The organism is Acinetobacter thutiue (assembly GCF_030385805.1).
Lineage (GTDB): Bacteria > Pseudomonadota > Gammaproteobacteria > Pseudomonadales > Moraxellaceae > Acinetobacter > Acinetobacter corruptisaponis.
Map to the genome: position 1 here is coordinate 1 of NZ_JAUDZE010000002.1, position 22,182 is coordinate 22,182.

Here is a 22,182-nt window from a genome sequence, read left to right on the forward strand (position 1 = left end):
AGTTTGCTGGCGACAATAGCAGGAGTGAACCACCTGATCCCTTCCCGAACTCAGAAGTGAAACCTCCCCGCGCTGATGGTAGTGTGGCGTTTGCCATGTGAGAGTAAGTCATCGCCAGCTTTTAAATTGAAAACCTCCCAACCAATGTTGGGAGGTTTTTTTATGCTGAAGAAATAGAAAGTTATTTAAAGAAAAGAAGAAAAAGATATGAGTTCTTACTTATTTTTATTTGAATCAAAAGGTTGTCCAATATTTGTCCACATTTAACAACAAGGGAAATATTTCAACAATATGCATCATTGACGTTTCTTTTTTATAAATAAATATTTAAAGATTATGTGGTTCCTTATAGGCGTAAACATTGCTTTATGTTATAAATATATGAATAGGCATGTTTTTTGCTTATCTATAAAAGGAGTATGTTATGAAATTATCTGTTGGGTTGAAAGTTGCGAATAGTTTGTCGTTAACTCCTCAATTACAGCAGGCAATTCGTTTATTACAACTTTCAAGTTTGGAACTAGAACAGGAAATACAAATTCAACTTGATAGTAATCCTTTATTGGAGAAAATTGAAGAAATTAATACGACAGAAAGTTTAACTACGCTTGAAACTTCTGAAACAGGTGACTTAACCACTGAGTTAAATGCTGACCATCTACCAAATGACTTACCCGTTGATACAGAATGGGATGATATTTACACCCATCAATCTACTGCCTTGGCTTCTCCAGAATATGAAGAGAGAGAAGATAATCGCCAGATTCAGTTGAGCCTAAAGGAACATATTTTAGAACAGGTAAATCTGCTGCATTTTTCTTTAGTCGATAAGTTAATTGCGTATTGCATTGTAGATTCTTTGGATGACAAGGGATTTCTGGATGCAGAGCTAGATGATATTTTGTTGGCCACTACTCGACTGTTGCAGGAAATGGAGAATGATGAAGAGATTGAACAAGATGAGATTATTGTTGTTTTAAAACATATTCAACGTTTAGATCCAATTGGTGTTGGTTCCCGTAATTTGGCGGAATGTTTAAAAATTCAGTTAGAGACATTCCATGAAAAAGTGCCTTATTTGGCTGAAGCAAAAAAATTATTACAGTGCTATGAGCTTTTGATTGCAAATGATTTAAATAAGTTGTTAAAGCAGACTGGCCTAACCAAAGAACAACTAAAGAGCGCTATTGATCTATTAAAAACCTTAAAGCCTTATCCTGGGTTGGAATTTAATCAACAGGAATCTGAATATCAGGTGCCTGATGTGGTGGTTTCGAAGAAAGACCAGCATTGGCAGGTTCAATTGAATCCAGATGTTATGCCAAAATTACGCATTAATTCCTTTTACTCAAACATGATTCGTCGTGCTGATCAAAGTGATGACAATGTTTATTTGCGTAATCAAATGCTTGAAGCCAAGAACTTTATCAAGAGTATTGATGAGCGCCATAAAACCTTGTTGAAAGTTGCTACCTGTATTGTTGAGCATCAACGGGCTTTTCTTGAGCAGGGGCCTGAAGCAATGAAACCTTTGGTATTGCGGGATGTGGCGGAAGAAGTTGAATTGCATGAGTCTACTGTTTCACGTGTCACAACCAATAAATATATGCTGACTCCACGTGGTTTGTTTGAACTGAAATATTTCTTCTCTAGCCATGTGGGAACAACCACGGGTGGTGAGGCTTCTTCCACCGCAATCCGTGCCATGATTAAGAAGTTGGTTTCAAACGAGAATCCACGTAAACCTTTGTCGGATAATGCAATTGCTGAAATGCTGAAAGAAGAAGGAATTGAAGTGGCACGACGCACGGTTGCAAAATATCGCGAATCGTTACATATTCCCTCATCTTCTGAAAGAAAAGTCTTGATCTAAATTTAAAGGTGTGGCTATTCTAAGAGTTCATTATGACGGAATAATGAATTTTTAATAAACACTAGAGGAATCGCTGAGATGATTTAATGGATATGTTGAACCATATAGGTCGCATTAAATTGTTTGAGCGATATTCTTGAATCCTGAGAAAAGGTGAGGGATAGAATTATGCAAATAACAATTCGTGGACACCATTTAACCATTACACCAGCAATTGAAGAAAATATAAAAGCGAAGTTTAGCCAAATGACCAAGCATCTGGATCATGTGAATAGCATGCAGATCAAGCTGGCTAAGGATCATCAAATAGACAAACGGTCTCATAAAGGGAGTGCAAACCATATTGCGGAAGCGATTATACGTTTGCCAGGGGTTGAGCTGTTTGCTCAGGCGACAGCTGATGATATGTATACTTCGATTAAAAAGCTGACAGAAAAATTAAAACGACAGCTAGCCAAACATAGAAAGATGCAGTGTTCTTATCAGCATGAACTTGCGGTAGCATCCTGATTTTGGCGTTCTAATTAGAAGAGGCTTTTTTGAAAAGCCTCTTTTTTTATAGATAAAAATGAAACCTTACTGAATTATGTGAAAAAGTTATAGTAAAATATATCGTTTTACAGCAATGCTTGTATAAGAGGTCTTGGTAATGAATAGTGAGCAGCTCACGCAAATTTTAAAAGAAGCTTTCCCTGAAGCAGAAGTGGCAGTGAGTGGACAAGCTGGGAAATTTGACCTTCGCATTGTTGACGATCAATTTGATGGTAAACGGACTGTGACTCGTCAACAGGCTGTTTATGCACCCTTGAATTCCTATATTGCGAGTGGTGCAGTTCACGCTGTTACGATTCGTGCAATGACAAAAGACGAATGGCGCAAAGCAAGCCTTTTCGGAGCCTAAATATTAATGGATAAATTTTTGATTACGGGTGGTGTTAAGCTCGAGGGTGAAGTGCGCATTTCTGGCGCTAAAAATGCAGTATTACCATTATTGGCAGCCACGATTTTAACTGATGATCCAGTCACAATTCGCAATGTTCCCAATTTAAAAGATGTACACACCATCAGCAAAATTATTGCAGGCCTAGGCGTAACAATCACTTATGAGGGCGATACTGTTTATGCTGATGCCAGCACTTTAAGTAATCAATTTGCCCCTTATGATCTAGTAAAAACCATGCGTGCCTCGATTTTGGTGCTGGGTCCATTACTGGCACGTTATGGCAATGCAAAAGTTTCATTGCCAGGTGGATGTGCCATAGGTTCCCGTCCAGTGGACTTGCATTTAAAGGCGATGGAAGCGCTGGGCGCCAAGATAGAAGTGGAAAATGGTTATGTGCATGCTTCGATTGATGGTCGTTTAAAAGGCGGTGAAGTCGTTTTTGATATGGTCACAGTAGGTGGTACAGAAAATATCCTGATGGCTGCGGTTTTGGCGGAAGGTGTGACAACAATCCGTAATGCTGCGTGCGAGCCTGAAATTACCGATTTAGCCAATATGCTCAATAAAATGGGCGCACAAATTGAAGGGCTGGACACCAACACACTGATCGTGACAGGTGTTGAACGTTTACATGGTTGCGAACATAGTGTCGTTCCTGACCGTATTGAAACAGGTTCATATCTGGCTGCTGCTGCGATCACGGGTGGAAAAATCAAAACCACACATACTAACCCTTATATTATGGAAAGTGTGTTGGACAAGTTTGAGGAAATGGGCGCAGAAGTCACGCGTGGTGAAGACTGGATTGAACTGGATATGCAAGGTAAACGCCCTAAGGCAGTGAGTTTTAGAACATTGCCTCATCCTGAGTTTCCAACGGATATGCAGGCGCAGATCATGGCAGTCAACGCAATTGGTCGTGGTTTTGCAACAATTTCAGAAACGATTTTCGAAAACCGTTTTATGCATGTACCTGAACTTTCACGTATGGGTGCCAACATTCAGGTTGATGGGCATGATGCGGTGGTCACAGGTGTGGAAAAACTGCAAGCTGCGCCTGTCATGGCAACGGATTTACGTGCCTCGTTTTCACTTGTTCTTGCTGCGCTGGTTGCAGAGGGTGAAACACTGGTTGATCGTATATACCATATTGATCGTGGCTACGAACGTGTGGAAGAAAAATTGCAAAGTTTAGGTGCGCAGATTAAGCGGGTAAAAGCATGAATGACTTAAGAAACGATGATCCGAATTTTGATGTGATGGGTAATTTTGATCATGGTTTAACTTTAGCACTCAGTAAAGGTCGTATTTTAAAGGAAACCTTGCCATTGCTGGAAAATGCAGGCATCAATTTACTTGAAGACCCAGATAAATCACGTAAGTTAATTTTTCCAACCACCCATAAAAAAGTACGCATCTTGATTCTGCGGGCTTCTGATGTGCCAACCTATGTGGAGAATGGTGCGGCAGATTTTGGTGTGGCAGGTAAAGATGTGCTGATGGAGCATGGTGCCCAGCACGTTTACGAACTGCTTGACCTGAAAATTGCCAATTGTAAGCTAATGACTGCGGGTAAAGTTGGCATGGAGCGCCCTAAAGGGCGTTTAAAGATTGCCACCAAATATGTCAATTTAACCCGACAATACTATGCAAGCTTGGGTGAGCAGGTTGATGTGATTAAGCTATATGGTTCAATGGAGCTTGCGCCTTTGGTTGGTCTGGGTGACTACATTGTTGATGTGGTGGATACAGGCAATACCTTGCGTGCCAATGGTCTGGAACCTTTGGAAGAAATTTGCAAAGTGTCTTCACGTTTAATTGTCAATAAAGCCAGCTTTAAACGTAAACAGGCTTTGTTAAATCCAATCCTGACCCAGCTTGAGCAGGCGATTAATAATCGTTAGTCGATAAATAGTTTAAATTTTGGAGGTCAACTTAGGTTGGCCTTTTTATTTGATTTTGGGGTTAGGGAAAATATAGGCAAACAAGAACGGGATGTTGATCAAGGGACTCTTTCTTTGTGATTGATTTTTTAGGCTGATATTGCATCCACAAGGACGATGAAAAAGAGTAAACTTAGCATTCTCTTTTTTATCTTGTGGGTAAATTGATGCGACGTTTATCGACTCAGGATCAGAATTTTAAACAGGCATTTGCTGAGCTTTTGGCATTTGAAACTGTCAATGATCCTCAACTAGTACAGACTGTAGACCAGATCATTGCTGATGTCCGTCAGCATGGTGATGATCATGTACTTAAATTAACCCAACAGTTCGATCGACATCCAGCGCATCAATTCTCCGATTTAGAACTTAGCCAGCAACAGCTTAAAACAGCATTTGAGGGGTTAAGTTCTGAAATCCGTGAAGCCCTGGAATTGGCGGCAAAACGGATTCGTTCATTCCATCAGGCTCAAAAGCAAGAGGGGTGGACTTATGTGGATGAGTTGGGGAATACCCTGGGACAGAAAGTTACGCCTCTTGATCGGGTTGGGATTTATGTGCCAGGTGGTTTGGCATCTTATCCATCCTCGGTATTGATGAATGCACTGCCAGCCCATGTGGCGGGTGTGCCTGAAATTATTATGGTGGTGCCTGCACCAAATGGTGAGCTCAATCCATTGGTCTTGGCCGCCGCATATCTAGGTGGGGTTAGCCGAGTATTTACGATTGGTGGTGCGCAGGCAGTAGCAGCCTTGGCCTATGGAACCCAAACTGTTCCAGCCGTGGATAAAATTACAGGTCCAGGTAACCGTTTCGTTGCTGCGGCAAAAAGGGCAGTGTTTGGTCAGGTGGGCATTGATATGATTGCTGGACCTTCAGAAATTTTGGTCTATGCCGAGGGCGAAAATAATGCAGAATGGCTGGCGATGGATGTACTGTCTCAGGCAGAACATGACACAGTTGCCCAAGCCATTTTCATTACACCAGATGAAGCACTTTTAAATGCTGTGGATGCAGCTATTGAAAAGCATCTTGCTGAATTGCCAAAAGCTGAGATTGCCCGTACTTCAATTCTAAACCGTGGCGCACTGGTTCTGGTTAAACACCGTGCAGAAGCGATTGAACTGATCAATCAGGTTGCGCCTGAGCATTTGGAACTATGTCTGGATGACGCTGAATTGATGAGCCAAGATATTCGTCATGCAGGTGCAATCTTTATGGGACGTTATACGCCAGAAGCGATTGGCGATTATTGTGCAGGGCCAAACCACGTCTTGCCAACGTCAGGAACCGCACGTTTTTCATCGCCACTGGGTGTTTATGATTTTCAGAAACGTTCAAGTCTGATCATGTGCTCACAGGGTGGTGTTAAAACGCTGGCAAAAACAGCCGATGTGCTTGCGGTGCAAGAAAACCTTGATGCCCATGCACGTTCAGCACGTTACCGTTATAAATTTTGAGCTAGTGTGTAACTGCGATTATTGCTACGTAAATATAAACCTCTCCCCCAACCCTCTCCTGAAAGGAGAGGGGGCTGGCCATAAATATATATGGAATCAGTGGAAGATTCCTCTCCCTGTGGGAGAGGTTAGGAGAGGGCTAAAAGAGAGAATAAAATGACGTTTACAACAGAACAAATGCGTTTTTGGAGCCCAGAAGTTCGTGAATTAGAGCCTTATGTGCCAGGTGAACAGCCTAAAATTCAGAACTTACTCAAACTCAATACCAATGAAAACCCATATCCACCATCACCAAAAGTTGTGGAAGCAGTACAGGCTGTGTTAGCAAATCAGGCTGATGCCTTGCGTTTATACCCTGACCCTGATGCAACCGCCCTAAAGCAAGCGATTGCCAATCAGCAAAAAGTTGAGCTTGATCAGGTTTTTGTGGGTAATGGTTCAGATGAAGTCCTAGCCCATATTTTTAAGGCATTCTTTATCCAGAAAGAACCTGTGCTTTATCCTGACATTACCTATAGCTTTTATCCAGTTTATAGTCAGTTCTTTGGAATCCAAACCAAGCAAATTCCTTTGAATGAAAATTTTGAAATTGATGTTTCAGATTATCAGCAGGAAAATGGCGGCATTATTATTACCAATCCTAATGCGCCAACCAGTATTGCATTGGGTTTGGATCAAATTGAACAAGTTTTGCAGGCCAATCCAGATCGTGTGATTGTCATTGATGAAGCCTATGTAGATTTTGGAGCAGAATCAGCAGTTCAGCTTGTGAATCAATACGATAATCTGGTGGTTTGTCAAACAACCTCCAAGTCACGTTCCCTTGCGGGTTTACGGGTTGGCTTTGCCATTGCACAAAGCCATTTGATTGCAGCACTGGAAGCAGTCAAAAATAGTTTTAACTCTTATCCAATAGATCGCTTTGCGATTGCAGCGGCAGTGGCTTCATTTGAAGATCAAGCCTACTTTGAAGCACAATGTGCAAAAGTGATAGAAAGCCGTAAAAAACTGGTTGGTGATTTGACTGCTTTAGGTTTTAAGGTATTGCCATCAAAAGCTAATTTTATTTTTGCCACTCATCCACAATATGAAGCCGCCAAGCTTGCAGAGCAACTCCGTGAGCAGGGCATTATTGTCCGTTATTTTAATAAACCAAGAATTGATCAATTCTTGCGAATTACGATTGGGACAGATGAACAAAATCAGCGTTTAGTCGATACATTCAAAACGGACATATTATCGTAGGGGAGTATCGCATACGCCCTATTTGTACCGATTATGAAGCCTCATTTTTCTGCCATGTGTTGAGCAAATCAAGCATGGCAGAGATTTTATCAAAACATTCCTGATATTCTGCTTCAGCATCAGAAGCGATGGTAATGCCACCACCTGCCCAGACCGATAATTGATCCTGATACTTTTGAATACTACGAATCAGGATATTCCAGCGTCCTGTACCATCAAAATTGAAATAACCCAAACTGCCACAATAGGCGCCCCGTGGTGCTCCCTCAAGCTCCTCAATAATCTGCATGGCACGAATTTTAGGTGCGCCCGTAATTGAACCACCAGGTAGGGCAGACAATAGCATCTGCATTGGATTGACATCTTGCTTTAAAGTTGCTGTGATTTCACTGACCATGTGATGCACTTGATTAAAGCTCTCAATTTCAAAGAGTTTACTTGTCTTTACCGAACCAGTTTCCGCATAAACACTGAGGTCATTACGTAATAAATCTACAATCATCACATTCTCAGCCTGATCTTTTTCAGAGTTACTGAGTTTGGCTTTGGAAGCTTGATCCTGTTTGGAATCATCAAAGCGTGGCATGGTTCCTTTAATTGGTCGGGTCTTGATTTTTCTCTCATGCTGAAATTCGATAAATAACTCAGGTGAACAACTGAGTAGCTCAAAATCATCAAGTTTTAGATAACCTGCATACGGTGCATGGGTCAATTGCCATAATTCTTCGGCTTTATCTAATAGCGTTCCTTGTACTGTTGCCTTAAATTCTTGTGTTAAATTGATTTGATAACAATCACCTGTCTTGATGTACTCCTGAACCTGATTGAATGCTTCAAAATATTGTGCTTTTGACCAACGGGAAGTGCATTTTTTTAAGAGTTGAAGTGTTGTTAATTCATTTTCTTGGGCTTGGTTGAGAAGTCTGGAAATAGTTTCATAAATATTCTGCGCTTGTTCCTCATCACTATAAAAATACCATGCACCATCCTGAAACTTTAAAAAGGTAGAATATTTACCTAGAAAAAAGCTGGGTTGTAGATGACTAGAGACATCAATAAATTGATCTGCACTATAGTCATAGCTAAAGAAGCCAATATAACCACCCTTGAAAGAAATATCGTGCCCTAAGGATTCTAGAGAATGATTAAAATTTGAGAACTCAATCACTGATGTGACATCTTGATTTATTTGATATTGATTAAATTGAATTTGATGAAACTGTGTCAGCGTTGACTGCTGAAATTTCAGAAAATTTTTGGGTAGAAATCCAATAACAGGAAAATTTTGGTCATTGAGATACACTAAACCAGTTAGATGATAAAGTTTCGAGAGAAGCGTAAATGCAGAAATGAGTTGCGTGTTAAGCTTTTGCTGGAAATAAGACATAAAACGAAAGTACATTCATATACATTTGGATAGATAAATTGTACTACAACGTTTCACATGTTACTGATCTTTATCTTGCCTTGAACTGGAAATTGATCAATATTTGAGAAATATGAGGTTTATAATTATTTTATGAAATAAAGTGTATTGAGTTTTGAATTAATACAAGTAAAAAGAGATTTTGTTTACATTTTGAAAACCAGAATTTTACTAATTAACAGACAAGTATTCAAACTACTTAAATTGATTTAAAAAAGAATTTTTATAAAAAATTATATTTATCTTTATCTTATGAAATAAAAAACTATAAATTTTAGATAAGAAGATAATGCCGTTTATCGGGTAGTCTATAAAAAGTGCTTAACAGGAGTTGAACATAAAATAACAAACAGGTAATTTAGTACTTGCTAAGCGAACTACTCAAGGATTGGAAGTTCAAGTTGTCATTAAGAAAAAAACGACCGCGAACAGTTTAGAGTAGTGAAAGTCAAAAAATAAATGCTCTTGGGAGAGTGCTCAATGAAAATGTTTACTAAACTTGCTTTAGTTTCTTCAGTGGCAATTAGCGCAAACGCTATGGCTATGCAGTCTATGGATGATGCTGCACTAAGCGCTGCAACAGGTCAAGACGGTATCAATATCGGTATCGGTATTTCTCGCGTTGAAATTGATAAAGTTTTAATTCACGATAATGATGGTTTGAGAGCAGATGGTGGTTTGCCAGCAGATCCTACTACTACTCCACCTACTGCAGTAACAGTTGGTTCTAAAGGTGGTACAGGTACTGCGGGTGCAATCGTATTGGGTAATGCGACAACTAAGGGTGTTGTAATTACTACAAATACTGCATCACTTTTAGCTAGCCATAACCTGGCTGATATTGTAATCGATACTGATGCGGGTACAGGTACAAATGGTGCGTTCCTTAATATCGCTGCTGAAGTTTCAGGTTTAAATATTGACATTGGTCCAATTGGTGTATCTGCTTCTAATGCTGCAGGTTCTACTGTTCGCCGTGGTAATGATGCTTCTAACTACAATGAAATTTTATCTGGTTTGTCTTTAAAAACGGGTAAAATGGATGCAAATATCCAGTTAGGTGCTGCTCCACAAGGTGCCATGATCGTATTAAGCACGACTATGCAAGGTGGTTTGGAAATCACAAATCTTGGTATTAATGATGCATCAACTAACGGCGCAACTATTGGTTACACTAATGCAACTCCTCCTGTTGCTATTACAACAACTGCGAATGGTGTAATCCAACTTGATAGCATTCGTGTTTCTGATAGAGCTGGTGCTGACTTAACGATCAATGCGAAAGTGGCTGTATATGGTGAAGATACTGCTGGTGGTAAAGGTTACCTGCAAATCGCAACTGGTTCTGGAGCAGCATACAGTGCTACTTCTGTAGCAGCTACTGACTCTCAAGATGTTTACATCAAGGGTGTTCATTTAGGTAGTGCAACAGCTGCTTCAATCGGTGATGTAGAAATCCAAGGTTTAGCAACTTACTATGGAGCTACTGGTAGCCAAAAAGCTGGTGCTTTGATCAAAATTTCTGGTCACTAATCAGTTACCAAACAAAAAAAGCGCATTATGCGCTTTTTTTGTTTTTATTTTAAAACTTTTTTGCTGATAATATCTCGGACTTAATGACTAAGATTCAGATGAAAAATGTTATGTAATAGGAGGTAAAAAGGAATTAAATAAATAATATTGTTTCTATATTGTAATATTTATCACATTAAACTATAAAAATGAGTCTAAAGTATAAAATAAGACAACATTTCGTCAAAAAAAACTAAAAAAAAGCTGTTTTTTTTTATAAAAGAAGGTATCTTCAACAAACAAGGATGGGGTGTTTACGGACACTAACAATAAAATGAATAAGGCAAGTTGTGCCATGGTTAGAAAAAGAGACTTATGTTAGAGATCGCTTTAGGCTCAGCATTGATGTATTACTTTACAACGCAAGCCTTCGAAATAGAAAAAAAGCCAGAGGGGACTGTGTATTACACAGAAACGTTGGATTCTCGTAACCCTTCATTTACTCGTAATCACCGTGAAGCTGTTACGATTAGACCTGCTGTGGAATATCAGTTCCGTGGAATTGTTCGCCAAGCATATGATTATAGCTGTGGATCTGCTGCATTAACCACACTTTTGAACGGTTATGGCGGTTTACGCTTAACAGAACAACAAACCATGAGTGGTCTTTTACAGTACGGTGAATATCAGCGAATTATCGAGCGACGTAGTTTCTCGTTATTAGATATGAAGCGTTTTGTTTCTGCGTTGGGTATTAATAGTGGGGGATATCGTGGTGAGTTTTCCGACCTTACAGCACTGAAACAACCTGCCATTGTGCCTATTACCTATGCTGGTTTTAAACATTTTGTGGTATATAAGGCATATAAGGATGGGAGAGTTTACGTTGCTGACCCATCATTGGGTAATATAAGTTTTGATGAGATCCGCTTTAAAGAGATATGGGATAACAATACGTTATTTATTGTTGATATCCCTGAACAATATAGAAAGAACTTTTTAGCTTTACAGGATTCGGATATGCGTCATGTAGAAGATGCAACAGTGAATCGATATGCATTTGCCGAAATTCAGTTCCCAACACAAAAGTTTGAACATAATGCAGATAAAGCCTCAACAATGCGTCGGGTATTAGATGCAGACCCTAACTCATCAACTTATAACAAACCGATTAACACTTATATGCGCTTATATTACAAGCGGAAGTAATTCTGGAAAATCAGCAAAATTAATGTATGAATAGGATGCAAAGTAAAATGAATAATACATGGATGAAAATGAGTGTATTGGCGTTAAGTTTAAGCGCAATTACATCTTCACTTTATGCTGAAGAGCAGGCATCACCTGATGTTGTAACTGAAGAACAATCGCAAGTGGGTACTGCAAGTAATCCAGAACCAGTGCCTGTAACTACGGATTCAAATGCCACGGCCACTGAAAGTGGGGCCAATCAAGCTGCAACTGCATTACAAAAAAAAGAAAGTGATGCAACCCAGGAAACAAATTTGCAAGAAGTGTTTACTTCTAATGAACGCCAATACTCATTAATTAAGAAAGGCATTTTCTCATCCTATTACGATCTAGATTATACCTATTACCGTGATAGTCGTCTTGATTTAGCAATGAATGATAGTAATAGTTCCTTGTCAAGATTACGTGTTGAAGAAGATGCCAACCATACTTTAACAAATACGTTTACAGTCCAATATGGCTTTCTCGATAATGTTACTTTATCTGCATCTTTACCCTTTGTTGCGAAGAATGACTTACTTCAAGATAAGACAACGGCAGGGCTAGGCGATTTAAGTTTCAGTGCACGTTGGGAACCATTCCCATTAAAACAGGGACGTCTTCCACTTGTTTTATTTGGTAGTTTATCAACAAAAACGGGTGATAGTCCCTATGATGTGGGTGTGGATGAACTGTCGACAGGTAAGGGGTATTATTCTGCTGGTTTTGGGGCGAGTACACGAAAATATATTGATCCTGTTGTGCTGTTTACCTCTGTGTCTGCCAGTTACGGTTTAAAAGAGTCTGGATTAAATCAGCTACGTGGTAGTCGTATTTTAGAAAGTTTTGATCCAGGGTTGAGTGGGGGCTTCTCTTTCGGTTTTGCATACTCCTTTAACTATGATGTGTCTTTGACAATGTCATATCAACAAAGCTTTAATACAGGTGCAAAATTCTACTTTAAAAATGATGAAAGTTATCAATCCGCTGATCAAAGTAGTTCCATGTTGTCTTTTGCGCTTGGGGTTAGGGTCTCACCTGAGACAATCGTCAATGGTTCAGTTGGTATTGGTTTAACTGAAGATGCACCAGATGTATCTTTGGGCTTATCTTTCCCGCTTGATATTATAGGCTTTGGTAAAAAGCTTCGTTAAGGAGAGATAATGGTGAAATACCTTAAATTATGTCCCTTAACTGTAGCAGTTTTTCTTGCAGGTCTATCTAATCTTGCAAATGCACAATTGGGACAGGACTTATCAGTTGACCTTCGATCACTTTCTTTAGGGAATGCTGTTACAGCGGATCCACCTGGGATTAGTGCAGTTCACTTTAATCCAGCAGCATTGGCAAAGCTTGATGGTTTACAAACCGATGTGCAAGGTATCTTGGCAAATTTTGCCATTAAACGGGACTATTCTGCACCAGCGGGTTATAACGTTTTTGGATATTCTGATGATCCGATAGTCTGTAATGATGGGCCTGAAGTGGATGCCAATATCTGTACAGACTTTAAAGGTACAGTAAGTGGTGATGTAGAATATGCCAGTCTTTACGTTCCAATTTTAAAGAAAATTGTCGATTTAGGACCTGGTTATCCAGTTGCAGCGCCAACTGCTGGTATTTCGTATAAGCCACCAGGTTCAAAAGTTACATATGCAACGGCTATTTATGCACCTTTGGTTGCAGGTTTTGGTGCTGAGGATGGTAATCCCAGTAACTATATGGGACAACAGGTTGCTTTAGAGCGTATTACGTATCTCTCACCATCTTTTGGTTACCAAGTTAATGATAACCTATATCTTGGGGCATCATTTGGGATGTCTTATCAAGCGATTGCCATGAAAACAGATCTACGTTTCCCTAATGAACTGGTTGGGGTGTTACGTATGGTGGATGAAGTCGTGTGTGGTCCATTTAAAGAGAATGGCGATATTATTACTGACCTGCTACTTTTTGGTATGTGTAATGCAAAAGAGGGAATGAATCCTTTTAGTAAAGTTGGGGCCTTGGATGTTTCACTCGAGCAGTCATTGAGCCCAAGCTATAATTTAGGATTATTGTGGGAACCAACGGATGATTTTAGTTTCGGGATGGTATACCAGAGTGAAGCCAAAATGCGTCTGCATGGTAAATACCTGATTAATGTTGCTGAAGCACCGCAACAGTTGATTGCGGGATTGAATTCATCTGCAACTGGTCAGATTCTTGCGGCGATTTTAGGCTTTCCAAGTTATGCACCAGCTGTGGAATCTGGTTTATTGGCAATGGACTTTAAATATCCTCAGCATTTTAAAGCAGGTATTAAATATAAAATATTCCCTGATCTACAAATGAATTTTGATTTGGGATGGACTGATTTTTCAGCATGGGATAAATTCAGATTTGAGTTTGATCGTCAAATTTCTCTCTTGAAAGTTGCTAAATTACTTTCTAGTGATGTGACTGATCGATCATTATCACTTCCATTAAAATTTCAGTCTTCATGGCGTTGGGGACTTGGTTTTGAATACTCTGCAACAGATCGTTTAAAGCTGCGTATAGGATATGAGCCACGTACCAGTTCAATTCCTGATGATAAGCGTAATACGATGGTGCCAATCAACAATGCTCAGTTATTTGGCTTAGGTGCAGGTTATCGTTTTGATCAGGATACTGATATAGACTTAACCTTGGGTTTTTTACGTAGCCGTGATGATATTCCTGCTAATACCAGTAGCCTCTCGAATAAGACAGGTGTGGATAATATTTTATTAAATCCTTATGCAGGGTTGGATGTTAAAACCAATACCAAAGTAACACTCCTTGGTATTAACTATAGAACAAGATGGTAATGCAAAAGAAAAGGATTCAATACTCGGCACTTGTAGTATCAGTGTTTTGCATAATGGGTACTACAAGTAGCTCTGCTGTATATGCAGATGGTTTTTACACAATTATTGGGCCAGATGGACGGCCAATGATTGTACCTAAAAAATTGGATTCCCAGCAGGCTAAGGCTGTAGGGCAGCCGAAAATGGTTAAACCATTAAAACAGGCTCAGGTCGAACAGACGCAAAATAACGATACCCAAGCTCAAATAGCGCCTCCATTGCAAAAAGCAGTGAAGATATCGGCTGGAAATGCCGAACGATCGACAGTGATACCTAAACTAGTGTTGGAAGAGCAAAAAAAGGGGGGCGGGAGCTTAAAACAGCAACCATCCACATTGTCCCAAATACAGTCCGCTACACAATCTGGTGAGGAACAAGATCAGGCAAATGCTTTTACCCAGATTGATGGTATTGAGTATGTGAATAGTGAGTATCTGGAAGACCAGGAATTTAACTTGGATAGTAAGAAGCGGTTTTATAGCATGCCTGATGGTACAGGACGTTTTGAAACAATTGAACGTAAAAAAGGAATAAGCCGTTCAGTTTTAGATAAAGTCATGAATCGCACACAGCAAACCAATGCACCAATTGTTTTGGCCACAAGTTATGTTCGATTGTCTGAGCAGGATTTGGCATCGGCATTTGAAAGTGATCGTTGTTTTTTGCAGAATTATACTAAGAAAATTAAAACACTGACACCTCAGAAAGAGGTAGGACTCTGGCCTCGCAAACCGTTAAAAGAAAAGTTTGAATATGAGTTGGTTCAGTTGGATTCTGCAATTCAATATATACAGGTTGAATCTTATTCATCAAGCAATGGCAAGCCTGTTTATTATTGGCCTCTGGTTATTTTTCTAGATGAAGCAGGTTGTATACAGGAGGGAGTGAGCGGGTTCAAAAATAACCTAACGGTTGCGACAGTATTACAACACTCAGCTATTCAAGGTGTGATAAAAGTACCAGCGCGAGCAAGTTATTTGATGATGACACCCTTGGCATCAGCAGTAGATGTTCCTGAACAGGAACTTTCGAATCAAGGACAGATAAAACTTTCCGTTTTACAATAAACAAGGATAGGATGACCCAATGATAAACAAAAAAATTTTATTGCCATTTGCACTTTCAACATTGGCTATTCTTATGCATGGTTGTGGTGGTGAAAGTGCTAAAATTAATGAGGATCCAACTACTGGGGTTAAAGGTGTAACTTCAAGTACCAGTTGTGATATCACGGCAGATGATTGTTTACAATTCGCATTGGATTATCCTGTGGCAGGCCTAAATTTTGATTGTAGCAGTGATACAGCTAACCATTTTGCCACAAAGTTAGACAGTAATATTGTTACAGGTGCTTGTAAGCTAGGTGACACAGCAACTTTTTATATTCAGGGAGCTTCAAGTGCCCGAAAGATTAATTTGGGTACTGTTAAACTGAATGATATTTCCAAGTTAAAACTTTCTACCTTGCCACGTATTCGTATCATTGATTTTGCGACAGCATTGACAGGAATAGCTCCATCTTCATTAAGTGAAAGTGATGACACCATACGTGTTGCAATGGCTCTGGTCAAAATTTTACAGAGTGTAAGTACAACTCAAGATAATGTGGTTGGTGATTTACAGCAAATTACATTAACTAATGAGAAAAAGGATCAATTAGGTGAAATTAGTAAGGATATTGGTGTATCTGAGTTAAAAAGTGGTGAATATGCTGAGATATTAAAACCCTGGGTTGATATTGCGCAAGTAACGGATCAACAGGCATTCGCCATGTTGAAGCAGCTTTTAAATATTAGTAATTCAGGTGTATGGCAAGCTGAGCTGCCAATTTATAAACCAAGTACTGGTATGACTGCATCTGATGGTGGGGTTACTCCTGATGGTTTCTTTGGCTGTAATAAAGCTAAATATGATGATTGCATGAATGCGGGTTCAAATAACTTACTGCATTCAATGGGAAGCTTTCTATTACTATCAGATCGCCAAGGTTACACTTTGGGTTATGGGGAACAATGGCGCGGTAATGCAAGTATTTCCAGTGGTTTAGTTCTTACCCCTTATATATTGACGACCTTGGTAAAACCTACAAAAATACAGCTAAATGCTCAAAATACCTGGTTAAATCTTATTAGTCGAGAAATTAATGGTAGTCAACCGCTGCGATTTAATGCAACTAATGAGTCAACAGAAGATTTACTATTAACACAAGGTAAATTGATGAATGGCGCAACGATTGCAGGAACAGAAGCGATTTATAGACAATTAATTAAAGATTGGGATATTTCAATCGATACAAAACACTTAGGTTTATGGCAACAAACCATTGGCGGTGAAGCGTATAGAGGTGTAATAGATATCTATAAAGTCAATCCATCAAGTTATCTTGATAAAAAGATTTTTACAACCGAAGCGAATGTAAAGTCTGGAAAAGCCTATGTATTCCCATTATATGCAACCCTAACTTTTAAATTTGCTGATTCTTCTATAACTCCAAAAGAAGTTAATGTTGGTATCGTGATTAATGAAAATGGTGATATCCGTACTGATATCAAGAAAGATCCGACAACTACGGATATGTCAGGGAATTGTTTAACAGCCTTTGCAAAAGATGATGGGACTTATTTGGATACAGATGGGGTTACACAATATCGTATTGGAACAACGGGAGCAACTTTGTTTTCTACCAATGATAAATCTGTGACTGTTCGTATGATTTTATCCAATCCTAAATTTGGTTTAGTTGATGGTGCACTGTTTGGCTTGAATATAAGTGATGGGACGGGCGCAAAAATAAATATCCATAATTTATTGGATGGGCAGGCAACGGGGATCACCCTAACAAACTTTGCAAATAATGCTGTGACTTGGTCAAATAGTTATGCGTATTATCAGAACACATATATTCGTATATATGATGATGAAAACACCAATAAGAATCAGTATGTTAAACCGACAGATGAAGAGCGTGAGCTGGCGAAACGTTATTCAGGTACGGTAAGTATTAATATTGCTGACCAGAACATTCCAGCTTGTAATGCAATTAAGATAAAATCTTAATCTGAAAGAGATCACGAAAGACCGCAAAAGCGGTCTTTTTTATTTTAACCTGTATGATCTAAACGGGTTCCCAATGTTTCTAAATGAGATGGGAATAGCCCATCTTTACGATCGGCAAAATAATGTTTTAGTGTTTGTTCTACGCTCGGAAAGGCAAGTTCTGTCCATGGAATCTCATGTTCTTCAAATAAGTGACATTCTAGACTTTCCTCACCAGCACCAAACAGTCCCTGTTTTAATTGTGCCTTGAACAATACATAGATCTGTCCAATACGGGGAATATTATACATACAGTATAGCTGTTCAATCTCAACTTCTGCCTCGGCTTCTTCGCGGGTTTCACGCGCTGCGCCCTGTTCCATGGTTTCAAACAGCTCCATATAACCAGCGGGTAAGGTCCACAATCCATAGCGAGGTTCAATTGCCCGACGGCAAAGTAGAACCTTGTTGTCCCAAAGCGCTAATGCCCCACAGATCACTTTGGGATTTTCATAATGAATATTGCCGCAATTTGTGCAAACCAAACGTGATTTATGATCACCAAGGGGAATTTTTGCCTCAGTTTGATGTCCGCATGCAACACAAAAGCTCATAATTATCATCAGCCGTAGAGATAGCCCAGCATAACTGAATTTTTATCTGTTCGCATCATCATCTATACTGACAACTCAAATTTCAGCTATGATGATTTATCAGGAACGTAAGAAGAAGAGATGAGCGATATGGAACAGCCGTCGTTAATACAGCTTTTACAACAACGGTTGCGTTTTTCCAAACGAATCCAGCAGGCAGATGCCGCAGTCTTAATTGCGATTACTCAGGAAGTCCAACCTAAAGTTTTGCTGACACGTCGTTCCATGCAGTTGTCACAACATGCTGGTGAAGTATCTTTTCCAGGTGGCAAGCGTGATCCAAGTGATACCAGTAATATTGTGGTTGCCTTACGTGAGGCGCAGGAAGAAACTGCGCTCAATCCATTTGATGTCAAGCTTTTGGGTGACCTACCTATTCAGCGTGCGCGCAGTGGCATCTCGGTGAAGCCGATTGTGGGATTGATTCCTGCTGAGGTCGAACTGATTGCCCAGCCTACAGAAATAGATCGCATTTTTTTTGTGCCATTGCAACAGTTAATAGAAGCGCCGCCTTTACCTTATGAAGTTCGTCTGGCACGTCAATCCCTTTATTTTCCAAGTATGCAGGTGGAAAGTGAAATCGTGTGGGGCTTAACGGCGCGTATGCTGGTTTCTTTGTTTCAGTATGGTCTGGGTTATCAAAAAAATTGGCCTTTTCTGGTCAATCCACCGCATTTTGGATTATCCAAGTTTTAAATCGTATTTAACCAAGTCGAGTATTCATCATGATGTATCGCTATCAGGGATTGAGTCCAAAAGCATTGCATGAGCCTTGGGATGGCTGGGTTGCACCAACCGCAACAGTCATTGGTCAGATTGAGCTGGGTCGTCAGGTCAGTATCTGGTTTGGTGCTGTGGTGCGTGCCGATAATTGTGTGATTCGGATTGGTAATTTTTCCAATATTCAGGAAAATGCGGTGTTGCATACTGATGCAGGCATTGAAATGGACATTGGCGAATATGTAACAGTTGGACATAAAGTCATGTTACATGGCTGTAGCATTGGTGATAATTCATTGATTGGCATGAATGCGGTCATTTTAAATCATGCTGTAATTGGCAAGAACTGTATTATTGGAGCTAATGCTCTTATACCAGAGGGTAAGGTGATTCCAGACAATTCTGTGGTGATGGGTTCACCTGGCAAAGTTGTGAAAACTCTGGATGAACAGGGAGCTGCCCGTTTACGTTTAAGCGCTTTGCATTATGCAGAACATTATAAGAATTTCCTAAATCTGGAAGAGTTTCATTTTTAATTTTTGATCTAAACTTAAAGCTATAAACGCCAGGCAAACGCTTGGCTTTTTTGTATCTATAAAAAGTGAATAACTCGCTTGGCACGTTAGAGTGGAGTATGATACTCGACGTTTTTTCTCTTTCTGGCACTCAGGGTTTTTGCATGAAATTGCTTGCACTGGAAACTGCAAATGAGCAGTGTTCTGTTTCATTGGTGGATGATACCCAAGAACTGTTTTTTCAACTGGATGAACGAACCAAGGCACAAACGCAAACCATTTTGCCATTAACTGAACAGGCCTTGTTGCAAACTCAGACCCAACTTACTGACTTAACTGTAATCGCCTTTAGCCGTGGCCCTGGTTCATTTAGTGGGGTACGCATTAATGCCGCGGTTGCACAGGCTTTGGCCTGGTCACATGACTTGCCTGTAATCCCTGTATCCAGTTTGCAGGCCTTGGCTCAGGCAGCCTATCGTTTAATGGGTTTGCAGCAGGTCAGCGCTGTGCTGGATGCACGAATGCAGGAAGTTTATATTGCCAACTTTAGTCTGGATCAACATGGCATTATGCAGGCCGTGGATGAAGAAAGATTATTAAATTATCAGCAGGCAGCCGAATATTGCCAGTTTACTGTGATTGGTTCGGGTTCAGGCTTGATTAAGCCAGAGCAAATAGACTCATCTGAGGCTTCCACGCTGAAGATCATGGCGACTGCACAGGATATCGCAACAATTGCCCGTGTCTATGCGAAACAACAACAATGGGTTGATGCTGAACATGCACTGCCTGTGTATCTACGTGATGATGCATGGAAGAAAATTCCAGAACAAGGCAAAGCAAATTAATACGAATTAAGGTTGAGTATGGATCTTTTATTGCTATTTAAAGCAGCGATTATGGGCTTGGTAGAGGGGATTACTGAATTTCTACCCATCTCAAGTACAGGGCATTTAATTTTGGCGGGGCAACTGCTGGATTTCTGGACGGTTGAAAAGCGTGATATGTTCGCGGTTGCTGTGCAGATTGGTGCGATTGCCGCTGTGATCTATGAGTATTGGGGCAAGTTGTGGGGGGCCTTGATCGGAGCGCTCACAGGGCAGGAACAGGGCCGCCGTTTAAGCCTTAACCTGATTATTGCCTCAATTCCAATCGTGATCATTGGGTTGAGCTTTGGTGATGTGGTAAAAGCCTATTTATTTAATGCCATCACCGTTGCAATCGCGTTGATTGTGGGTGGTTTTATTATTTTATGGGCAGAACGCCGTCCGCATCAGATCGTAACTCAGGAAGTGGATGATCTAAGCTTTAAGCAGGCAACCTTAATTGGTTTGATTCAGTGTCTTGCCTTGATTCCAGGCACTTCCCGTTCTGGTTCAACCATTATTGGTTCATTGTTCCTGGGCGTTTCACGTAAAGCTGCGGCTGAATTTTCATTCTTCCTGGGCATTCCTGTACTGATGGGCGCAGGTCTGCTGGATATGTATAAGATGCGTCATGAATTGCATAGTAACGATATGGCAGTCTTGGCTGTTGGAATTATCGTAGCCTTTATTTCAGCGCTGATTGTGATTCGTGCCCTGATTCGTTATGTCTCCAAGCATGATTTTACCGCATTTGCCTACTACCGCATTATATTTGGGCTGTTCATCTTGGCGACGTGGTGGACAGGTTGGGTGCATTGGTAATGCAGATGATCTGTTGGTATCAAGCTGAATATCAACACCAATTTCAGCAACTGCAAACACGTTTGGCTGAATTGCATGTTCAGCTTGATGGGCAAGTGGTTGAGAAGATCAATGCACGTTTTTTACGCCTGAATCCAGAGATGGCACTGGTGCTGGATGAGGATGGTATAAGCCTTGCCGCCAATGGCATGAAAATGCAGCCTGACTGGCGTGCTGAAATACCACGATTAAAAAGGGCAAGTTTAAAATCCGAGATGATTGCCAGAGCGTGTCAGCTTGGAGAGAAGCCAACACTAGTTGATGCGACCGCAGGTTTAGGACATGACAGTTTGCTCATGGCCTACCTGGGTGCGGAAGTTCGTCTGGTTGAACGGCATCCAATCTTGTTTGTGTTGTTGGAATATGCTAGAACACAGGCTGAACTGGATCCATTTTTACAGACTTTTGTGTCACGGATTCAGTTGGTCTTTGCTGACTCCAATCTATATTTGCAGCAATTGGCTGAGCAAAATCAGCAGGTGGATGTGGTCTATCTGGACCCGATGTTTCCACAGCGAGATCAGAATCACCAAGCACAAAAGAAACAGGCACAGGTGAAGAAACACATGCAGTTGTTACACTTGTTGTTGCCTCAAGATGGCGAGATGGACTTGGGCGATCAGTTATTGGATTTAGCGCGGAAAATTGCCAAACGTGTGGTGGTCAAGCGTCCACGTCATGCCATTTATCTGGCAGATCAAAATCCTGATCATCAATGGCTGGGAGATACCTGTCGTTTTGATGCATATTTTGCCAAAGTTTAAGTTTAAATCCACATCGGATTCAGTTGATTGTTTGGCTTGCGTCAATGCTCAGTAAAGATTTGTGATATAGTGCAAAAGCATGATTGCTAAAAAATTCTTGTCAAGCTTACACTAAGGGTCTGTTGACATTTCAGCTATGCCTTGCGTTATAGGCTAAAACAACTCAAACAAGGTATGAAACGCAGGCAATGGCGACCCCCTTGTCAAGTTTCATAACGAAGTTTGGGGCAGTTTTAGCCATAACCCTGTGGGACAGGGACATTTT

The 22,182-nt window shown here is 40.3% G+C and carries 20 protein-coding genes, 1 rRNA gene and 1 pseudogene; 20 read left to right on the top strand and 2 right to left on the bottom strand.

Annotated elements, in window-relative coordinates; translation table 11 throughout:
* The first annotated feature begins 5 nt into the window (after positions 1 to 5).
* The 8 genes from rrf (at position 6) to hisC (ending at position 7,464) form a co-directional block, all read left to right on the top strand.
* A 5S ribosomal RNA gene (gene rrf / locus QTA56_RS05885) occupies positions 6 to 120 on the top strand.
* A gap of 304 nt (positions 121 to 424) precedes the next feature.
* A complete protein-coding gene (locus QTA56_RS05890; protein ID WP_267980041.1) occupies positions 425 to 1,873 on the top strand; it encodes an RNA polymerase factor sigma-54 in 1,449 nt (482 codons plus the stop codon).
* A gap of 168 nt (positions 1,874 to 2,041) precedes the next feature.
* Positions 2,042 to 2,383 (top strand): ribosome hibernation-promoting factor, HPF/YfiA family, encoded by a 342-nt coding sequence (hpf, locus tag QTA56_RS05895; RefSeq protein WP_267980042.1) that lies wholly within the window; start codon positions 2,042 to 2,044, stop codon positions 2,381 to 2,383.
* Between the two features lie 139 nt (positions 2,384 to 2,522).
* The gene (gene ibaG / locus QTA56_RS05900) at positions 2,523 to 2,774 is read left to right on the top strand and encodes a BolA family iron metabolism protein IbaG (RefSeq protein WP_004675160.1); all 252 of its coding nucleotides are present in this window, start codon (positions 2,523 to 2,525) and stop codon (positions 2,772 to 2,774) included.
* Between the two features lie 6 nt (positions 2,775 to 2,780).
* Positions 2,781 to 4,040: a UDP-N-acetylglucosamine 1-carboxyvinyltransferase gene (murA, locus tag QTA56_RS05905; RefSeq protein ID WP_004675159.1), complete on the top strand. Its 1,260-nt coding sequence runs from the start codon at positions 2,781 to 2,783 to the stop codon at positions 4,038 to 4,040.
* Entirely contained in the window at positions 4,037 to 4,720 is a 684-nt protein-coding gene (gene hisG / locus QTA56_RS05910; protein ID WP_004799890.1) for an ATP phosphoribosyltransferase, read from the top strand. The genes murA and hisG overlap by 4 nt, the downstream gene beginning before the upstream one ends.
* 206 nt (positions 4,721 to 4,926) lie before the next feature.
* A complete protein-coding gene (gene hisD / locus QTA56_RS05915; RefSeq protein ID WP_267980043.1) occupies positions 4,927 to 6,219 on the top strand; it encodes a histidinol dehydrogenase in 1,293 nt (430 codons plus the stop codon).
* Between the two features lie 156 nt (positions 6,220 to 6,375).
* Positions 6,376 to 7,464: a histidinol-phosphate transaminase gene (hisC, locus tag QTA56_RS05920; RefSeq protein ID WP_267980044.1), complete on the top strand. Its 1,089-nt coding sequence runs from the start codon at positions 6,376 to 6,378 to the stop codon at positions 7,462 to 7,464.
* A 31-nt stretch (positions 7,465 to 7,495) separates the two neighbouring features.
* Here the strand turns inward: hisC and pabB are convergent, their stop codons facing one another.
* Positions 7,496 to 8,851, bottom strand: a complete 1,356-nt coding sequence (pabB, locus tag QTA56_RS05925) for an aminodeoxychorismate synthase component I (RefSeq protein ID WP_267980567.1) — start codon at positions 8,849 to 8,851, stop codon at positions 7,496 to 7,498.
* A gap of 519 nt (positions 8,852 to 9,370) precedes the next feature.
* Here pabB and filA point away from each other — a divergent pair.
* The 7 genes and pseudogenes from filA to filF all read left to right on the top strand — a co-directional run bounded on the left by filA (position 9,371) and on the right by filF (position 17,559).
* Positions 9,371 to 10,423, top strand: coding sequence for a putative pilus system protein FilA (gene filA / locus QTA56_RS05930; RefSeq protein ID WP_267980045.1), 1,053 nt, complete (start codon positions 9,371 to 9,373; stop codon positions 10,421 to 10,423).
* Positions 10,424 to 10,777: 354 nt separating this feature from the next.
* Positions 10,778 to 11,611: a putative pilus system C39 family peptidase FilB gene (gene filB, locus QTA56_RS05935; protein WP_267980046.1), complete on the top strand. Its 834-nt coding sequence runs from the start codon at positions 10,778 to 10,780 to the stop codon at positions 11,609 to 11,611.
* A gap of 47 nt (positions 11,612 to 11,658) precedes the next feature.
* Positions 11,659 to 12,786 (top strand): putative pilus system protein FilC, encoded by a 1,128-nt coding sequence (gene filC, locus QTA56_RS05940; protein WP_267980047.1) that lies wholly within the window; start codon positions 11,659 to 11,661, stop codon positions 12,784 to 12,786.
* 12 nt (positions 12,787 to 12,798) lie between these two features.
* Positions 12,799 to 14,463, top strand: coding sequence for a putative pilus system OmpP1/FadL family transporter FilD (gene filD, locus QTA56_RS05945; protein ID WP_267980568.1), 1,665 nt, complete (start codon positions 12,799 to 12,801; stop codon positions 14,461 to 14,463).
* Positions 14,464 to 14,516: 53 nt separating this feature from the next.
* Positions 14,517 to 14,597 (top strand): annotated as a pseudogene (locus QTA56_RS18310) (hypothetical protein); the annotation flags it as partial.
* 48 nt (positions 14,598 to 14,645) lie between these two features.
* Positions 14,646 to 15,569: a putative pilus assembly protein FilE gene (filE, locus tag QTA56_RS05950; RefSeq protein WP_411956085.1), complete on the top strand. Its 924-nt coding sequence runs from the start codon at positions 14,646 to 14,648 to the stop codon at positions 15,567 to 15,569.
* 19 nt (positions 15,570 to 15,588) lie between these two features.
* Positions 15,589 to 17,559 carry a putative pilus system protein FilF gene (filF, locus tag QTA56_RS05955; protein WP_267980049.1) on the top strand — a complete coding sequence of 657 codons (1,971 nt, stop codon included), beginning with the start codon at positions 15,589 to 15,591 and terminating at the stop codon, positions 17,557 to 17,559.
* 44 nt (positions 17,560 to 17,603) lie between these two features.
* Here the strand turns inward: filF and QTA56_RS05960 are convergent, their stop codons facing one another.
* Positions 17,604 to 18,152: an NUDIX hydrolase gene (locus QTA56_RS05960; protein WP_267980050.1), complete on the bottom strand. Its 549-nt coding sequence runs from the start codon at positions 18,150 to 18,152 to the stop codon at positions 17,604 to 17,606.
* Positions 18,153 to 18,281: 129 nt separating this feature from the next.
* Here QTA56_RS05960 and QTA56_RS05965 point away from each other — a divergent pair, with 129 nt between their 5' ends.
* The 5 genes from QTA56_RS05965 (at position 18,282) to QTA56_RS05985 (ending at position 21,917) form a co-directional block, all read left to right on the top strand.
* A complete protein-coding gene (locus tag QTA56_RS05965) occupies positions 18,282 to 18,887 on the top strand; it encodes a CoA pyrophosphatase (protein ID WP_411956081.1) in 606 nt (201 codons plus the stop codon).
* Positions 18,888 to 18,919: 32 nt separating this feature from the next.
* Entirely contained in the window at positions 18,920 to 19,447 is a 528-nt protein-coding gene (locus tag QTA56_RS05970) for a gamma carbonic anhydrase family protein (protein ID WP_267980569.1), read from the top strand.
* 143 nt (positions 19,448 to 19,590) lie between these two features.
* Entirely contained in the window at positions 19,591 to 20,274 is a 684-nt protein-coding gene (tsaB, locus tag QTA56_RS05975) for a tRNA (adenosine(37)-N6)-threonylcarbamoyltransferase complex dimerization subunit type 1 TsaB (protein WP_267980052.1), read from the top strand.
* A gap of 18 nt (positions 20,275 to 20,292) precedes the next feature.
* A complete protein-coding gene (locus QTA56_RS05980) occupies positions 20,293 to 21,114 on the top strand; it encodes an undecaprenyl-diphosphate phosphatase (protein WP_267980053.1) in 822 nt (273 codons plus the stop codon).
* Positions 21,114 to 21,917, top strand: coding sequence for a class I SAM-dependent methyltransferase (locus QTA56_RS05985; RefSeq protein WP_267980054.1), 804 nt, complete (start codon positions 21,114 to 21,116; stop codon positions 21,915 to 21,917). Before QTA56_RS05980 ends, QTA56_RS05985 begins: the two co-directional genes overlap by 1 nt.
* Positions 21,918 to 22,182 lie beyond the last annotated feature (265 nt).

Coding starts and splice junctions, on each gene's coding strand:
- QTA56_RS05890 (WP_267980041.1), top strand. CDS start 425: ATGAAATTATCTGTTGGGTTGAAAGTTGCGAATAGTTTGTCGTTAACT.
- hpf (WP_267980042.1), top strand. CDS start 2,042: ATGCAAATAACAATTCGTGGACACCATTTAACCATTACACCAGCAATT.
- ibaG (WP_004675160.1), top strand. CDS start 2,523: ATGAATAGTGAGCAGCTCACGCAAATTTTAAAAGAAGCTTTCCCTGAA.
- murA (WP_004675159.1), top strand. CDS start 2,781: ATGGATAAATTTTTGATTACGGGTGGTGTTAAGCTCGAGGGTGAAGTG.
- hisG (WP_004799890.1), top strand. CDS start 4,037: ATGAATGACTTAAGAAACGATGATCCGAATTTTGATGTGATGGGTAAT.
- hisD (WP_267980043.1), top strand. CDS start 4,927: ATGCGACGTTTATCGACTCAGGATCAGAATTTTAAACAGGCATTTGCT.
- hisC (WP_267980044.1), top strand. CDS start 6,376: ATGACGTTTACAACAGAACAAATGCGTTTTTGGAGCCCAGAAGTTCGT.
- pabB (WP_267980567.1), bottom strand. CDS start 8,851: ATGTCTTATTTCCAGCAAAAGCTTAACACGCAACTCATTTCTGCATTT.
- filA (WP_267980045.1), top strand. CDS start 9,371: ATGAAAATGTTTACTAAACTTGCTTTAGTTTCTTCAGTGGCAATTAGC.
- filB (WP_267980046.1), top strand. CDS start 10,778: ATGTTAGAGATCGCTTTAGGCTCAGCATTGATGTATTACTTTACAACG.
- filC (WP_267980047.1), top strand. CDS start 11,659: ATGAATAATACATGGATGAAAATGAGTGTATTGGCGTTAAGTTTAAGC.
- filE (WP_411956085.1), top strand. CDS start 14,646: ATGGTTAAACCATTAAAACAGGCTCAGGTCGAACAGACGCAAAATAAC.
- filF (WP_267980049.1), top strand. CDS start 15,589: ATGATAAACAAAAAAATTTTATTGCCATTTGCACTTTCAACATTGGCT.
- QTA56_RS05960 (WP_267980050.1), bottom strand. CDS start 18,152: ATGAGCTTTTGTGTTGCATGCGGACATCAAACTGAGGCAAAAATTCCC.
- QTA56_RS05965 (WP_411956081.1), top strand. CDS start 18,282: ATGGAACAGCCGTCGTTAATACAGCTTTTACAACAACGGTTGCGTTTT.
- QTA56_RS05970 (WP_267980569.1), top strand. CDS start 18,920: ATGTATCGCTATCAGGGATTGAGTCCAAAAGCATTGCATGAGCCTTGG.
- tsaB (WP_267980052.1), top strand. CDS start 19,591: ATGAAATTGCTTGCACTGGAAACTGCAAATGAGCAGTGTTCTGTTTCA.
- QTA56_RS05980 (WP_267980053.1), top strand. CDS start 20,293: ATGGATCTTTTATTGCTATTTAAAGCAGCGATTATGGGCTTGGTAGAG.
- QTA56_RS05985 (WP_267980054.1), top strand. CDS start 21,114: ATGCAGATGATCTGTTGGTATCAAGCTGAATATCAACACCAATTTCAG.